The 13352-nt window shown below is 69.9% G+C and carries 20 protein-coding genes; 9 read left to right on the top strand and 11 right to left on the bottom strand.

Features of this window, described 5'->3' with window-relative positions; translation table 11 throughout:
* The 7 genes from AX685_RS15390 to hisB form a co-directional block, all read right to left on the bottom strand.
* The coding region (locus AX685_RS15390; protein WP_066490200.1) for a septal ring lytic transglycosylase RlpA family protein at positions 1-399 on the bottom strand (399 nt) is incomplete at its 3' end.
* Positions 400-422: 23 nt separating this feature from the next.
* On the bottom strand, positions 423-1184 hold the full coding sequence (gene hisF / locus AX685_RS15395) for an imidazole glycerol phosphate synthase subunit HisF (RefSeq protein ID WP_066490234.1): 762 nt from the start codon (positions 1182-1184) through the stop codon (positions 423-425).
* Between the two features lie 55 nt (positions 1185-1239).
* The gene (locus tag AX685_RS15400) at positions 1240-1458 is read right to left on the bottom strand and encodes a hypothetical protein (protein WP_420542569.1); all 219 of its coding nucleotides are present in this window, start codon (positions 1456-1458) and stop codon (positions 1240-1242) included.
* Between the two features lie 90 nt (positions 1459-1548).
* A complete protein-coding gene (gene hisA / locus AX685_RS15405; RefSeq protein WP_197418647.1) occupies positions 1549-2298 on the bottom strand; it encodes a 1-(5-phosphoribosyl)-5-[(5-phosphoribosylamino)methylideneamino]imidazole-4-carboxamide isomerase in 750 nt (249 codons plus the stop codon).
* Positions 2286-2891 (bottom strand): imidazole glycerol phosphate synthase subunit HisH, encoded by a 606-nt coding sequence (gene hisH, locus AX685_RS15410; protein WP_066490204.1) that lies wholly within the window; start codon positions 2889-2891, stop codon positions 2286-2288. Before hisH ends, hisA begins: the two co-directional genes overlap by 13 nt.
* A complete protein-coding gene (locus AX685_RS15415; RefSeq protein WP_066490206.1) occupies positions 2888-3199 on the bottom strand; it encodes a YciI family protein in 312 nt (103 codons plus the stop codon). The genes hisH and AX685_RS15415 overlap by 4 nt, the downstream gene beginning before the upstream one ends.
* A complete protein-coding gene (gene hisB, locus AX685_RS15420; RefSeq protein WP_066490236.1) occupies positions 3196-3783 on the bottom strand; it encodes an imidazoleglycerol-phosphate dehydratase HisB in 588 nt (195 codons plus the stop codon). The genes AX685_RS15415 and hisB overlap by 4 nt, the downstream gene beginning before the upstream one ends.
* A gap of 77 nt (positions 3784-3860) precedes the next feature.
* Between hisB and AX685_RS15425 the strand changes: the two genes are divergently transcribed.
* The 5 genes from AX685_RS15425 (at position 3861) to AX685_RS15445 (ending at position 7048) form a co-directional block, all read left to right on the top strand.
* Entirely contained in the window at positions 3861-4346 is a 486-nt protein-coding gene (locus tag AX685_RS15425; RefSeq protein WP_066490207.1) for an SspB family protein, read from the top strand.
* A gap of 354 nt (positions 4347-4700) precedes the next feature.
* Entirely contained in the window at positions 4701-5114 is a 414-nt protein-coding gene (locus AX685_RS15430; RefSeq protein WP_066490209.1) for a GNAT family N-acetyltransferase, read from the top strand.
* A gap of 51 nt (positions 5115-5165) precedes the next feature.
* Positions 5166-6572: a class II fumarate hydratase gene (gene fumC / locus AX685_RS15435; RefSeq protein ID WP_066490212.1), complete on the top strand. Its 1407-nt coding sequence runs from the start codon at positions 5166-5168 to the stop codon at positions 6570-6572.
* A 33-nt stretch (positions 6573-6605) separates the two neighbouring features.
* Positions 6606-6839: a hypothetical protein gene (locus AX685_RS15440; RefSeq protein ID WP_331710181.1), complete on the top strand. Its 234-nt coding sequence runs from the start codon at positions 6606-6608 to the stop codon at positions 6837-6839.
* The gene (locus AX685_RS15445; protein ID WP_066490214.1) at positions 6836-7048 is read left to right on the top strand and encodes a hypothetical protein; all 213 of its coding nucleotides are present in this window, start codon (positions 6836-6838) and stop codon (positions 7046-7048) included. The genes AX685_RS15440 and AX685_RS15445 overlap by 4 nt, the downstream gene beginning before the upstream one ends.
* A 111-nt stretch (positions 7049-7159) precedes the next feature.
* On the opposite strand, the gene AX685_RS15450 is transcribed toward AX685_RS15445, so the two are convergent.
* Positions 7160-8329, bottom strand: a complete 1170-nt coding sequence (locus tag AX685_RS15450) for a CaiB/BaiF CoA transferase family protein (RefSeq protein ID WP_066490216.1) — start codon at positions 8327-8329, stop codon at positions 7160-7162.
* A gap of 83 nt (positions 8330-8412) precedes the next feature.
* Here AX685_RS15450 and AX685_RS15455 point away from each other — a divergent pair, with 83 nt between their 5' ends.
* From AX685_RS15455 to gmk, 4 genes are read left to right on the top strand one after another with little or no spacing between them, the layout of a single operon-like run.
* Positions 8413-9519 carry an S-(hydroxymethyl)glutathione dehydrogenase/class III alcohol dehydrogenase gene (locus AX685_RS15455; RefSeq protein ID WP_066490218.1) on the top strand — a complete coding sequence of 369 codons (1107 nt, stop codon included), beginning with the start codon at positions 8413-8415 and terminating at the stop codon, positions 9517-9519.
* 25 nt (positions 9520-9544) lie between these two features.
* The gene (locus AX685_RS15460) at positions 9545-9934 is read left to right on the top strand and encodes a VOC family protein (protein WP_066490220.1); all 390 of its coding nucleotides are present in this window, start codon (positions 9545-9547) and stop codon (positions 9932-9934) included.
* Between the two features lie 59 nt (positions 9935-9993).
* A complete protein-coding gene (gene fghA, locus AX685_RS15465; protein ID WP_066490222.1) occupies positions 9994-10824 on the top strand; it encodes an S-formylglutathione hydrolase in 831 nt (276 codons plus the stop codon).
* Between the two features lie 31 nt (positions 10825-10855).
* Entirely contained in the window at positions 10856-11515 is a 660-nt protein-coding gene (gene gmk, locus AX685_RS15470) for a guanylate kinase (protein WP_066490225.1), read from the top strand.
* A gap of 82 nt (positions 11516-11597) precedes the next feature.
* Here gmk and AX685_RS15475 read toward each other — a convergent pair whose 3' ends face one another.
* Genes AX685_RS15475 through AX685_RS15485 form a run of 3 tightly spaced genes read right to left on the bottom strand, consistent with a single transcriptional unit; the run spans position 11598 to position 13137 of the window.
* Positions 11598-12278, bottom strand: a complete 681-nt coding sequence (locus AX685_RS15475) for an ATP12 family chaperone protein (protein WP_066490228.1) — start codon at positions 12276-12278, stop codon at positions 11598-11600.
* Complete coding sequence (locus AX685_RS15480) at positions 12275-12484, bottom strand: hypothetical protein (protein ID WP_066490230.1); 210 nt, start codon at positions 12482-12484, stop codon at positions 12275-12277. The genes AX685_RS15475 and AX685_RS15480 overlap by 4 nt, the downstream gene beginning before the upstream one ends.
* Positions 12481-13137, bottom strand: a complete 657-nt coding sequence (locus tag AX685_RS15485) for an HAD-IA family hydrolase (protein ID WP_066490232.1) — start codon at positions 13135-13137, stop codon at positions 12481-12483. The genes AX685_RS15480 and AX685_RS15485 overlap by 4 nt, the downstream gene beginning before the upstream one ends.
* Positions 13138-13352 lie beyond the last annotated feature (215 nt).

The following is a 13352-nucleotide window of genomic DNA, read 5'->3' on the forward strand; positions in this document are numbered from 1 at the left end:
CACGCGCACCGCGACCTGCCCCTGCGGGCGGACGCCCAGTTCCTCCGCCGCGCCGCGCGACAGATCGATGATCCGCCCGGCCGCGAACGGCCCGCGGTCGTTGACGCGCAGCAGGATGGTGCGCCCGGTGTCGAGCGCGGTCACCTCGACATAGCTGGGCAGCGGCAGGGTGGTGTGCGCCCCGCTGATCGCCTTGGCGCGGAAGCGTTCGCCATTGGCGGTACGTTTGCCCGATTCATTGCCGTACCAGCTGGCATAGCCGAGCATGTCGTACGTCGGGTCGGCGGCGGGGGTGTAGGTGGTGCCGCGCACCTGATAGGGCTTGCCGATCCGTACCGGCCAGTCGCTGACCGGAGCGTAGCGCCCGCCGCATGCCGACAGCAGCATGGCCATCGCCATCGCCGCGGCGGCGCGCGGCTGCCTCAATGCGCGCGCACCGGCACGCCGGCGGCGGCGAGCGCCTGATGCGCCTGCGCGACGGTGGCCTGCCCGAAATGGAAGATCGACGCGGCGAGCACCGCGGAGGCGTGACCTTCCGTAACGCCCGCCACCAGATCGTCTAGCGATCCGACCCCGCCCGACGCGACGACGGGCACCGACGTGCGGTCGGCGATCGCGCGGATCAGCGCCAGGTCGTAGCCGTCGCGCGTGCCGTCGCGGTCCATCGAGGTCACCAGCAGCTCGCCCGCGCCCAGATCGGCGAGGCGCAGCGCGTGCGCGACCGCGTCGATTCCGGTGGCGCGGCGGCCGCCGTGAGTGAACACCTCCCATCCCTCGCCGCTGCGGCGCGCGTCGATGCTGGCGACGCAGCACTGGCTGCCGAAGCGTTCGGCGATATCGGCCACCACTTCCGGCCGTGCAACGGCGGCGGAATTGACCGCGACCTTGTCCGCCCCGGCCAGCAGCAGCGCGCGCGCATCCTCGGCGGTGCGCACGCCGCCGCCGACGGTCAGCGGCATGAAGCAGACCGCGGCGGTGCGCCGCACCACGTCGAGGATCGTGCCGCGCGCCTCATGACTGGCGGTGATATCCAGGAAGCACAGCTCGTCCGCGCCGGCCGCGTCATAGGCGCGCGCCTGTTCCACCGGATCGCCCGCGTCGATCAGGTCGACGAAATTCACGCCCTTCACCACGCGGCCGCCGGCGACGTCGAGGCAGGGGATCACGCGGGCGCGGACGGTCATGCGCCGCTCCATGCCCGCGCGGGCGGTGCGGGGCAAGCATCGCTTGCCCCGTCGATCAGCGCGGCGCGGCCTGCGCCTTTGCCTTCGCCTGCTTGGCGTAATGGTGGTGCATCGCGGCGCAGCCGGCCATCGCGCCCATCACGGCATGACCCTTGCCGACATAATGGCCGGCGACCGCACCGGCGGCGGCGCCGCGCAGGCAACCCTTGGCGAGCGCGGGCGAGGTCGAGGCCACCATCAGCGGCAGCGCGATCAGAACGGCGAAACGCTTCACAACATCCTCCATCACTGATGATGGCGGAAGATACGCCGCGCGGGGCGGCGTGTTGCGTTACAAGTTGGTCATTCGGCGGTCGGGCGCCGGTCAGGCGGCGGCGGCGACGCTGAGCGCGGCGGCAAGGTCGAGCCGGCCATCGTAGAGCGCACGGCCGGTGATGACCCCCTCGATCCCGTCGCGCGCGTGCAACGCCAGGACGTGGATGTCGGCAATGCCCGCCACCCCGCCGCTGGCGATCACGGGAATGTCGACCGCCCGCGCCAGATCGACCGTCGCCTCGACATTGCAGCCCTTGAGCAGGCCGTCGCGGCCGACGTCGGTGAACAGCACCGCGGCGACGCCGGCATCCTCGAACCGGCAAGCGAGGTCGACCGCGCTGGTGGTCGACACGTCGGCCCAGCCCTTGGTCGCGACCATGCCGTCCTTCGCATCCACCGCGACGACGATCCCGCCGGGGAAGGCGGCGGCCATGTCGCGGACGAACTGCGGGTTTTCCAGCGCGGCGGTGCCGATCACGACGCGCGCGACGCCCAGGTCGAACCACGCCTCCACACTGGCGGGGGCGCGGATGCCGCCGCCCAGCTGGACGTGGCCAGGGAAGGCCGCGACGATCGCGCGCACCGCATCGCCGTTGACGCTTTCGCCCGCGAACGCGCCGTCGAGGTCGACGACGTGGAGATGCCCGGCCCCCGCCTCGGCGAACAGCGTCGCCTGGTGCGCGGGATCGTCGCCATAGACGGTGGCGCGCGCCATATCGCCCTCCGCCAGCCGAACGACCTGCCCGGCCTTCAGGTCGATCGCGGGGAAGACGATCAGCGGGGCGGTCACGGCTTCCATGCAAGGAACCTTTCGAGCATCGCCAGCCCGTAGCGCTGGCTCTTTTCGGGGTGGAACTGCACGCCGACGATCGTGTCGCGCGCGACCGCGGCGGTCACCGGGCCGGCATGGTCGGTGGTGGCGACGACCGACGCGCCGTCGAAGGCGTAGCTGTGGAGGAAATAGGCCTCGCCCGGCACGATCAGCGGGTGGTCGCCGAGGGGGACGACATCGTTCCAGCCCATGTGCGGCACCTTCGCGTCGCTGCCGGCGGTGTCGATGCGCCGGACGGTGCCGGCGATCCAGCCGAGGCCCGCGTGGGTGCCCAGTTCCTCACCGGTATCGGCGAGCAATTGCATTCCGACGCAGATGCCGAGGAACGGCGTGCCGCCGTCGATGACCCGCGCGCGCATCGCGTCGACCATGCCGGGGATGGCGCGCAACGCCGCGGCGCACGCACCGAAGGCGCCGACGCCCGGCAGCACGATCCGCTCGGCGCACGCAACGACGTCCGGGTCGGCGGTGACGGTGAGGTCGGTGCAGCCAGCGGCACGCAGCGCGTTTTCGACCGAGTGGAGGTTGCCGGCCTGGTAGTCGATCAGCGCCAGCGTCATGCCAGCCACTCCCGAACTGCCGCGGCGGCGAAACGGGCGTCGAACGCCACGACCTGCGCGGTGGCGACGCCGCTGGTCACGAACGGATCGGTCGCCGCGATCGCCTCGACATCCTCGCGGGTGCCGCGCGCGACGATCACCCCGCCGGTGCGCGGATCACGCCGCCCGGCGACCAGGAACGCGCCGCCCGAAAAGGCCGCTTCGAGCCACGCGACATGCGCGTTCATCTGTGCGTCCACGTCGGCCAGCGGGCGGATATAGTCGAGCAGGATGACGCACAGCGCGCCGCTGCTGCGAAACGCGCTCACAGCGTCCCCTTGGTCGACGGGATCGCGTCGGCCTTGCGCGGGTCGATCTCCACCGCTTGGCGCAGCGCGCGGGCGAGGCCCTTGAACGCGCTTTCGGCGATGTGGTGGTTGTTGTCGCCGTACAGCGTTTCGATGTGCAGCGTGATGCCGGCGGCCTGGGCGAAGCTGTGGAAGAAATGCTGGAACATCTCGGTATCCATCTCGCCCAGCCGGGTCTGGGTGAATTCGGTCTTCCACACCAGCCACGGGCGCCCGGAAATGTCGAGCGCGACGCGGGTCAGCGTTTCGTCCATCGGCGACAGCGCGTCGCCATAGCGGCGGATGCCGCGCTTGTCGGCCAGCGCCTGCGCGATCGCGCTGCCCAGCGCCAGCGCGGTGTCCTCCACCGTGTGGTGCTGGTCGATGTGCAGATCGCCGTCGCACGTCACATCCATGTCGATCAGCGAATGGCGAGACAGCTGTTCGAGCATATGGTCGAAGAAGCCGACGCCCGTTGTCACGGCATAGGCGCCGGTGCCGTCGAGATTGACGGTGACGGCGATCTTGGTTTCGCTGGTGTCGCGGCGGATCGTGGCGGTGCGCATGATGGGCAGCACCCCATAACGATGCCGCGCGTCCAAGCAACCTTGACCCCGCGCATCATGGCGCTACCCAAGGGGGCATGAACGACATGCTGCCCGACAGCCTGATCCCCTATGACGAAATCGTGCAGGAAGCCCTGCGCGCGGTGGTGGGCCGCGTGCTGGGGACGGTGGCCGAATCGGGGGGACTACCGGGCGAGCACCATTTCTACATCACCTTCAAGACGCAGGCGCCCGGCGTGGACATTCCCGCCCGCCTGATCGAGCGGTTCCCGGACGAGATGACGATCGTCCTGCAGAACCGTTTCTGGGACCTGACGGTGGACGACCGGCGCTTTTCGGTCGGGCTCAGCTTCAACCAGGTGCCGTCGAAGCTGGTGATCCCCTATTCGGCGATCACCGGATTCCACGACCCCGCGGTCAATTTCGAGCTGCGGTTCCAGGCGCAGGAAGGGCCGGAGGACGGCCCCGGCGGGCACGACCCGGCCGAGAACGACGGCCCCCCCGCCGCGCCGGTGGAGGACGGATCGAACGTCGTCGCGGTGGATTTCAAGCGGAAGAAGTGACGGTGCGAGCGACACAGTTTCTGTGTCGCGGTTGCGCAGCAACGCACCGTCACGGCCGGCGCGCCAGGGGCGCGTCCGACGTCACGGGATTCATTCCCGTGACGTGGCGGTGGGGTGAGTGGGTGACGCGAGGCCCGCAACCTCCAGCCGTTCGTGGAGAGGAGATTCTGAGCTTGTCGAAGCCGCGTCTCGAAGCACCGCCGCCACCCCGGCCCTTCGAGACGCCGTTTCGGCAGGCTCAACGGCTCCTCAGGGCGAACGGAGGGGGCTGGGCCACCGCCCTTCGGCCCGTAGATTGACAAGGCGAACCGGGGCATCAGGTGATTGCGTCGCCGCCACCATCCGGGAACCCCGATGATCGACCGTATCCCCCATCCCGACGCCGCCGTCCGCGAGGCGATCCTGGCGCCGTTGCGGGCGCATAACGATGCCGCCGCCGGTCCGACCGAGCGGCATGACGTGGCGCTGGCGGTGCGCGACGATGCCGGGGCGATCGTCGGCGGATTGTGGGGGACGACCGGCTATCGCTGGCTGTTCGTCCAGTATCTGGCACTGCCGCCCGAGCGGCGCGGGCGCGGCGAGGGGCGGGCGTTAATGCTGGCGGCGGAGGAGGAAGCGCGGCGGCTGGGGTGTGTCGGCGTGTGGCTGGACACCTACAGTTTCCAGGCGCGCGGCTTCTACGAGAAGCTGGGCTATGCCGCGTTCGGGCAGATCGACGATTATCCGCCGGGCGAAGCGCGCTACTTCCTGTCGAAGCGGATCGACTGACGCCGCCGCCGGGTTCATGCGGTAACGCAGCGGACAGGACGGAGAGACAGGATGAGCGCGACGCGGACCGAAACCGATTCGATCGGTGCGATCGAGGTGCCGGCCGATGCCTATTGGGGCGCGCAGACCGAACGCAGCCTGGAGAATTTCCCGTTCGGCGCGCGCGAGCGGATGCCGATCGAGATCGTCCATGCGCTGGCGATCGTGAAACAGGCGGCCGCGCGGGTGAACCGGCGCCATGGACTTCCCGCCGACAAGGCCGATGCGATCGAGGCGGCGGCGCAGGAAGTCGCCGACGGGATGCTGGACGACCAGTTCCCGCTGGTGATCTGGCAGACCGGCAGCGGCACGCAATCGAACATGAACGTCAACGAGGTGATCGCGGGCCGCGCCAACGAGATCATGACGGGGACGCGCGGCGGCAAGGCGCCGGTCCATCCCAATGACGACGTGAATCGCGGGCAATCGTCGAACGACAGCTTCCCGACCGCGCTGCACATCGCCTGTTCGATCGCGGTGCGGCGGCGGCTGATCCCCGCGGCGGAGCGGCTGCACGCCGCGCTGGATGCCAAGGCGCGGCAATGGTCGGGGATCGTCAAGATCGGACGGACGCATTTGCAGGATGCGACCCCACTGACGCTGGGCGACGAATTTTCGGGCTATGCGCACCAGATCCATCGCTGCCTGCGCCGCATCGAGCCGGCGGTGGAGCAGGGGACCGACCGGCTGGCGCAGGGCGGCACCGCGGTGGGCACCGGGCTGAACGCGCCCAAGGGCTTCGCCCGCGATTTCTGCGCCGAGGTGCGCGGGCTGACCGGGATCGCGTTCAGTCCCGCGGAAAATATGTTCGAGGCGCTGGCGAGCAACGACCCGCTGGTCCATTTGTCGGGCGTGCTCAACACGCTGGCGACGGCGTGTACGAAGATCGCCAACGATATCCGCCTGCTCGGCTCCGGCCCGCGGTGTGGGCTGGGCGAACTGGACCTGCCTGCCAACGAGCCGGGCAGCTCGATCATGCCCGGGAAGGTCAACCCGACGCAGTGCGAGATGCTGACGATGGTCGCGGCGCAGGTGATCGGCAATCATGTCGCGATCACCGTCGGCGGGGCGCAGGGGCATCTGGAGCTGAACGTGTTCAAGCCGATGATCGGCGCGGCGGTGCTGCGCTCGATCGACCTGCTGGCGACGGGGTGCGAGAGTTTCGCGCAGCGCTGCGTCGAGGGGCTGGAGGCGAACGAGGCGCGGATCGGCGAGTTGCTGGACCGGTCGCTGATGCTGGTCACCGCGCTGGCGCCGGAGATCGGGTACGACAATGCGGCCAAGATCGCCAAGCACGCGCACGTCGAGGGGCTGACGCTGAAGGAGGCGGGCATCGCGCTGGGACTGGTGGATGCCGAGACGTTCGACCGCGTGGTGCGCCCGGAAGCGATGCTGGGAAACGAGGGGCGGGGGAACTGACGTGCGCGTGCCGCATTGAGCGCGGGCGTAACGATGAAGGATCCTGCCACCATGGGTGTGACGACGATGGGCGCGCTGATCGGCGGCGCAATCGACGCGATGTCGGGCGACGACGACAGCGTTGCGGACGGCGCGCTGTACGGCGCGATCACCGCCAACGTGCTGAAGGTGGTGCTGCCGGTGGTCGCCACCTGGGCGATCGGCTGGGGCGTGCTGAAGGGTATCGAGACGCTGGGCAACACGATTTCGGAAAGGGTGAAGGCATGATCCGCACGATTCTCGGCGCGCTGGTGGGGCGCGAACTGGACCGCCGCGACGGGCGTGGCGGCGCGGGCGGCGCGCTTTTCGGCGCGCTGGCGACGCGCGCGGTGACGCGCATGGGCCCGCTGGGCATGGCGCTGGGCGGCGCCTATGTCGCGAAGAAGGCGTACGACCGGCGCAAGGCCGCAAAGGCGGGTGTTTCGAAGCGGGTTTGAGACGCGTAGGACACTCAATGCGCGTCGCCCCAGCGAAAGCTGGGGCCTCCTGTGGCGAGGAGCGCGCTCAGTTGCAGTGAGATCCCAGCTTTCGCTGGGATGACGTTTGTTTCAAAGCGGGTTTTCTCTATCGGCGGCCCACTCCGCATCCTGATGCTCGCCGAGCCGCGGGCTGGCGTGGTCGGCGCGGATACGAATGCCGTCATAAGTGATCGGCGCGGCGAGGCCGGGGAGGCCGTCGACCATCAGCCGCATTCCGCGCGTCACCACCTGCGGATCGGCGAATACCTGGTCGATGCGGTTGACGGGGCCGACCGGCACCCCGGCCGCCTCCAGCGCGGCGAGCAGGTCGGCGCTGGGCCATAGCACGGTGCGCGCGGTGACCAGCGGCAGCAGCGCGGCACGGTTGGTGACGCGGGCGGGGTTGGTGGCGAAGCGCGGATCGCGCGTCATGTCGGGGACGCCCAGCACATCGCACAGTTTCGCGAACTGCCGGTCGTTGCCGACCGCGATGATGAGGTCGCCGTCAGCAGTCGGGAAGCTCTGGTAGGGCGCCAGATTGGCATGGCCGTTGCCCATCCGCACCGGCACCACCCCGCTCGCCATCCAGTTGAGGGCCTGGTTGCCCAGGACCGCGACCTGCGTGTCGAGCAGCGCCATGTCGATATGCGTGCCGGTGCCGGTGCGCGCGCGGTCGTGCAGCGCCGCCAGGATCGCGACGACCGAGTAGACGCCGGTGAACAGGTCGGCGAAGGCAACCCCGCCCTTTTGCGGCGGGCCGTCCGGCTCGCCGGTGATCGACATGATCCCGCCCATCCCCTGGACGATGAAGTCATAGCCGGCGCGGTGCGCATAGGGGCCGTCCTGTCCGAAGCCGGTGACCGAACAGACGATCAGCCGCGGATCGGCGGCGCGCAGCGTGGCGGCGTCGAGGCCGTATTTGACGAGCCCGCCGACCTTGTAATTCTCGATCACCACGTCCGCGCCCGCCGCCAGATCGCGGACCCGCGCCTGCCCGTCCGGCGTGGCGATGTCGACCGCGACCGACCGCTTGCCGCGGTTGCAGGCATGGTAATAGGCCGCGGACAGGTCCTCCCCGTCCGCGCCGGTCAGGAACGGCGGGCCCCAGTGGCGGGTGTCGTCGCCCTCCCCGGGGCGTTCCACCTTGATGACGTCGGCGCCCAGATCGGCGAGCAGCTGCCCGGCCCATGGCCCGGCGAGGATGCGGGCGAGTTCCAGGACGCGCACGCCAGAGAGCGGTCGGGGCGGTATATCGGTCATCGCGCCGATGTAGCCGGTTCGCGCCTTGATGGCACCCGCCGCGCGCCGTAAGGGCCGGGCGACCCACCGTGGAGACCGATTGCATGAAGACCCGCGCCGCCGTCGCGTTCGAGGCGAAGAAGCCGCTGGAGATCGTCGAACTCGACCTGGAAGGCCCGAAGGCGGGCGAGGTGCTGGTCGAGATCATGGCGACCGGTATCTGCCATACCGATGCCTATACGCTGGACGGGCTGGACAGCGAGGGGCTGTTCCCCAGCGTGCTGGGGCATGAGGGCTGTGGTATCGTGCGCGAAGTGGGCGCGGGCGTCACCAGCGTGGCGCCGGGCGACCATGTCATCCCGCTCTACACGCCGGAATGCCGTCAGTGTAAGTCGTGCCTGAGCCAGAAGACCAATTTGTGCACCGCGATCCGCGCGACGCAAGGCAAGGGGCTGATGCCGGACGGCACCACGCGCTTCAGCTACAAGGGGCAGCCGATCTACCATTACATGGGCTGCTCCACCTTCTCAAACTTCACCGTGCTGCCGGAGATCGCGGTGGCGAAGATCCGCCCCGATGCGCCGTTCGACACCAGCTGCTACATCGGCTGCGGCGTGACCACCGGGGTCGGCGCCGTCGTCAACACCGCCAAGGTGGAGCCGGGCGCGACGGTGATCGTGTTCGGGCTGGGCGGGATCGGCCTGAACGTCATCCAGGGCGCCAAGCTGGCCGGCGCGCACCGCATCATCGGCGTCGACATCAACCCGGACCGCGAGGAATGGGGCCGCAGGTTCGGGATGACCGAGTTCGTCAACCCGAAGGACGTCGGCGAGATCGTGCCGCACCTGATCGCGATGACCGATGGCGGCGGTGACTATACGTTCGACTGCACCGGCAATACGGTCGTGATGCGCCAGGCGCTGGAGGCGGCGCACCGCGGCTGGGGCGAATCGATCGTGATCGGCGTGGCCGAATCGGGCAAGGAGATCAGCACCCGCCCGTTCCAGCTGGTCACCGGTCGCGTGTGGAAGGGCACCGCCTTCGGCGGCGCGCGCGGTCGCACCGACGTGCCGAAGATCGTCGACTGGTATATGGACGGGCTGATCCAGATCGACCCGATGATCACCCACCGGCTGACGCTGGAGGAGATCAACAAGGGGTTCGACCTGATGCATGCGGGCGAGAGCATCCGCAGCGTCGTGGTGTTCTGAGACAACAAGCGAGGAGGAGCAGGATATGTATTCGCACATGATGGTCGGATCGAACGACATCGACCGGTCCAAGACGTTCTATGACGCGCTGTTCGCGGCGCTGGGCGGCAGGCCGGGGATGGTCGATCCCAAGGGGCGGCTGATCTACATGCACAACGGTGGCCTGTTCCTGGTCACCCCGCCGATCGACGGCGAAGCCGCGACGCCGGGCAACGGCATGACGGTGGGCTTTGCGGTCGACGGGCCGGAGCAGGCCAACGCCTGGCATGAGGCGGGCGTCGCCGCGGGCGGCCGCGCGATCGAGGATCCGCCCGGGGTGCGCAGCGGCAACGGCATGAACCTGTACCTGGCGTATCTGCGCGACCCCGACGGCAACAAATTGTGCGCGATGCACCGGATGCCGGCCGCGGCGTGACCATGTCGCCGCCCCGGCCGGGCGCCGGGGCGGCCCCCCTTTGTATCCGGGAAACAGCGATGGACAGCGTCTCGACCTCCAGGGCGCATGGCGGGACGCAGGGCGTGTACCGCCATGCGTCCACGGCGACCGGCACCGACATGACCTTCTCGGTCTATGTCCCCGATCATGCGCCGGGCGCGCGTCTGCCGGTGGTGTGGTATCTGTCGGGGCTGACCTGCACCCATGCCAATGTCACTGACAAGGGCGAGTTCCGCGCGCATTGCGCGCGCCACGGGCTGATCTTCGTCGCGCCCGACACGTCGCCGCGCGGCGACGACGTGCCGGATGAGGAGGCGTGGGACTTCGCCAAGGGCGCCGGCTTCTACGTCGATGCGAGCGAGGCGCCGTGGTCGGCGAACTATCGCATGTGGACCTATGCCACCGACGAACTGCCGGCGCTGGTCGCCGCGGAATTTCCGGTGGACATGGATCGCCAGTCGATCATGGGCCATTCGATGGGCGGGCACGGCGCGCTGACGATCGGGTTGACCCATCCCGAGCGGTTCCGGGCGGTGTCCGCCTTCGCGCCGATCGTCGCGCCGACGCAGGTGCCGTGGGGCAACGCGCTCGACCGCTATCTGGGCGACGATGCGGCGGCGAAGCGCCGTCACGACGCGGTCGCGCTGATCGAGGATGGCGCGCGGGTGAAGGAATTGCTGGTCGATCAGGGGGATGCCGATGGCTTCCTGGCCGAACAGCTGCGCCCCGAACTGCTGGCGGCGGCGTGCGAGGCGTCGGGCATCGACCTGACGCTGAGGATGCAGCCGGGGTACGACCACAGCTACCACTTCATCTCCACCTTCATGGGCGATCACCTCGACTGGCACGCGGCGCGCCTGTCGGCTTGACGGGAAGGGGGGCGGCGGGCCATCAGCCGCCATGGATTCCGACCGTACCGCCGACCCGCACAACATGAAGCGCCGCGGCGTGCTGTTCGTCCTGTCCTCGCCATCGGGCGCGGGCAAGTCGACGATCGCGCGCAAGCTGCTGGCCAGCGAGCCGGAGCTGTCGCTGTCGGTGTCCGCCACCACGCGCGCGATCCGCGAGGGCGAGGAGGACGGGCGCGACTATCATTTCGTGACGCTCGACAAGTTCCGCGAGATGGTGGAGGCGCGCGAGTTCCTGGAATGGGCGCATGTGTTCGACCAGCGCTACGGCACGCCGCGCGCGCCGGTGGAGGCGATGCTGGCGGCGGGCAACGACGTGCTGTTCGATATCGACTGGCAGGGCGCGCAGCAGCTGCACCAGATCGCCGGCGGCGACGTGGTGCGCGTGTTCATCCTGCCCCCGTCGATGGAGGAACTGCGCCGCCGTCTGGAGGGCCGCGCCACCGACGCGCAGGAGATCATCGACCGCCGCATGTCGCGCGCCGATGCCGAGGTCAGCCATTGGGACGGGTACGACTATGTGCTGGTCAACGACGATGTCGAAAGCTGCTATGCCAAGGTCAAGACGATCCTGGCGGCGGAACGGCTGAAGCGGTCGCGGCAGACCGGGCTGATCGGCTTCATCCGCAAGCTGCGCACGCGCGAGGCGTAGGCGGCGGGGGGCGTTCGGCCCGTCGTTGCCGGGCGGATCGGGTCCGGCATGACGGAGGAGATTCGACCGCCCCGTCCACCCGTCACAACAGCGACAGGAACCGCACCCCGGCGTCGTAATCGCGGCGTTTCGCCGCGCGCGTCTGGGCCGCCAGCGTATCCTCGCCCCAGCGTTCGGCCTGCCAATCCTCATCCACCATCGCAGCGGCCCACAGCGTGTCGGCGTCGGTCGCGCCCTCGGCCAGCGCCAGCGCGCCAATCAGCGTGCCGGTGATCGTCACCAGCGGCGACAGCGCGGCAAGGTGGGAGGCATCGCGCGCCGCCACCGCCTCTGCCAGTCGGGCCAGCGTGGCGGGGGGCTGCGCGCGGTGCATCACCCCGGCGGTGGTTTCGAGATGCACGTCGTAGCGGGTGCGCGCCCAGTCGAGCAGCGGGTCCCAGGCGGCCTCCTGCCGCTCGACCAGTTCGCGCGGGGCATCGGCGCGGTAATAGAACAGGTCGCTGTCGCCATAGCGGGCCAGCCCCTGGGCGAAGGCGGCGGGCTGCGCGGCGATCCGGTCGATCGCGGCATTGGCCAGCCCGGTCAGCGGCATCGCCCGCGGGTCGAGCGTCTCGCCGACCGCGCGCCATTCGTCGGCGACCGCGGCGGCGAGCGCGTCGGTCGGCAGTGCCAGTGCGGCGCGGCCGGGGGTGCGCACCGGGCGATCGTCGAGCCGGACGACGCGCTCGCCGTCGATGGCGACGCTCTTCCAGAAGCGCTTCATTCCGGCGTCCGCCAGCGGTGCGCCAGCGCGCGCGGCACGGTGGCGATGACCCATAGCGCGCTGGCGACGATCGCGACGCCCAGCAGCTTCGGACCCCACGCCTCGGCCCGGCCGAGCAGCACGACGCCCAGCACCGCGCCGAGCGTGGCCGCGACCCGCACCGCCATCATCAGCGCCCAGCGCCCCATCGCGGGATCCCCGCTCATGCCAGCGTCCCCGGCACGTCGGCGTAATCGTGGACGACCGCATCGGCGCCCGCCGCCCATAATTGCGCCGCGTCGTGATAGCCCCAGGTGACGCCGACCGCGCGGACGCCCGCGGCGCGCGCCATTTCCATGTCGTAGCTGGTATCGCCGATCATCGCGGTCATGTGGGGATCGGCGCCTGCCTGCGCCATCGCCTCGTGCAGCATCGACGGGTGCGGTTTCGACGGGTGGCGGTCGGCGGTCTGGAGCGTCACGAAGCGCGCCGACAGGCCGTGGTGCGCCAGAACGTGGGCGAGGCCGCGGTCGGACTTGCCGGTCGCCACGCCGAGCAGCCACCCGGCCGAGGCGAGCGCGTCGAGCGCGGCGATCAGGCCGTCGTACAGTGGCTCCACCTCCAGTTCGCCTGCGGCGCGCATCGCGCGGAACGCCGCCTTGTAATCCTCCGCCAGCTGTTCGTGGAGCGCGGGCGGGGCGTCGGGGGCGAGCACCGCCACCGCCTCCACCAGGCTCAGCCCGACGATGCCGCGGATCGCGGCGCGCGGCGGTGGCGGCAGGGACGCGGCGGCATAGGCGGCCTCCATCGCGCGGCAGATGTTGGCCTGGCTGTCGACGAGGGTGCCGTCGCAGTCAAATACGGCGAGACGAAGGGACATGGCGGGCGCCTTAGACCAGCGCGTCGCCGCGCGCCATAACGTCGCGCGTGCGGGCGGGAGCCGTGCCGGGCGACAAGGCGAGCGATGCGCGGGGCAGGGCGATCGTTAACCTCTGGGTAGCAAGGCCATGATATGGTTAACGCATACCAAGGCTGCTGGGGGGTGGCCGCTGGACCTTTACGGGACGAGCGAGGCGGGAATGATCGAGGCGGTGG

Source organism: Sphingomonas sp. CCH9-F2, assembly GCF_001556735.1.
GTDB classification, from domain to species: domain Bacteria; phylum Pseudomonadota; class Alphaproteobacteria; order Sphingomonadales; family Sphingomonadaceae; genus Sphingomonas; species Sphingomonas ginsenosidimutans.

Excerpts from the sequence above, each read along its gene's own strand:
- hisF (WP_066490234.1), bottom strand. The coding sequence starts at position 1,184 with ATGACCGTCCGCGCCCGCGTGATCCCCTGCCTCGACGTCGCCGGCGGC.
- hisA (WP_197418647.1), bottom strand. The coding sequence starts at position 2,298 with ATGGAAGCCGTGACCGCCCCGCTGATCGTCTTCCCCGCGATCGACCTG.
- hisH (WP_066490204.1), bottom strand. The coding sequence starts at position 2,891 with ATGACGCTGGCGCTGATCGACTACCAGGCCGGCAACCTCCACTCGGTC.
- hisB (WP_066490236.1), bottom strand. The coding sequence starts at position 3,783 with ATGCGCACCGCCACGATCCGCCGCGACACCAGCGAAACCAAGATCGCC.
- AX685_RS15425 (WP_066490207.1), top strand. The coding sequence starts at position 3,861 with ATGAACGACATGCTGCCCGACAGCCTGATCCCCTATGACGAAATCGTG.
- AX685_RS15430 (WP_066490209.1), top strand. The coding sequence starts at position 4,701 with ATGATCGACCGTATCCCCCATCCCGACGCCGCCGTCCGCGAGGCGATC.
- fumC (WP_066490212.1), top strand. The coding sequence starts at position 5,166 with ATGAGCGCGACGCGGACCGAAACCGATTCGATCGGTGCGATCGAGGTG.
- AX685_RS15440 (WP_331710181.1), top strand. The coding sequence starts at position 6,606 with ATGAAGGATCCTGCCACCATGGGTGTGACGACGATGGGCGCGCTGATC.
- AX685_RS15445 (WP_066490214.1), top strand. The coding sequence starts at position 6,836 with ATGATCCGCACGATTCTCGGCGCGCTGGTGGGGCGCGAACTGGACCGC.
- AX685_RS15450 (WP_066490216.1), bottom strand. The coding sequence starts at position 8,329 with ATGACCGATATACCGCCCCGACCGCTCTCTGGCGTGCGCGTCCTGGAA.
- AX685_RS15455 (WP_066490218.1), top strand. The coding sequence starts at position 8,413 with ATGAAGACCCGCGCCGCCGTCGCGTTCGAGGCGAAGAAGCCGCTGGAG.
- AX685_RS15460 (WP_066490220.1), top strand. The coding sequence starts at position 9,545 with ATGTATTCGCACATGATGGTCGGATCGAACGACATCGACCGGTCCAAG.
- fghA (WP_066490222.1), top strand. The coding sequence starts at position 9,994 with ATGGACAGCGTCTCGACCTCCAGGGCGCATGGCGGGACGCAGGGCGTG.
- gmk (WP_066490225.1), top strand. The coding sequence starts at position 10,856 with ATGGATTCCGACCGTACCGCCGACCCGCACAACATGAAGCGCCGCGGC.
- AX685_RS15475 (WP_066490228.1), bottom strand. The coding sequence starts at position 12,278 with ATGAAGCGCTTCTGGAAGAGCGTCGCCATCGACGGCGAGCGCGTCGTC.
- AX685_RS15480 (WP_066490230.1), bottom strand. The coding sequence starts at position 12,484 with ATGAGCGGGGATCCCGCGATGGGGCGCTGGGCGCTGATGATGGCGGTG.
- AX685_RS15485 (WP_066490232.1), bottom strand. The coding sequence starts at position 13,137 with ATGTCCCTTCGTCTCGCCGTATTTGACTGCGACGGCACCCTCGTCGAC.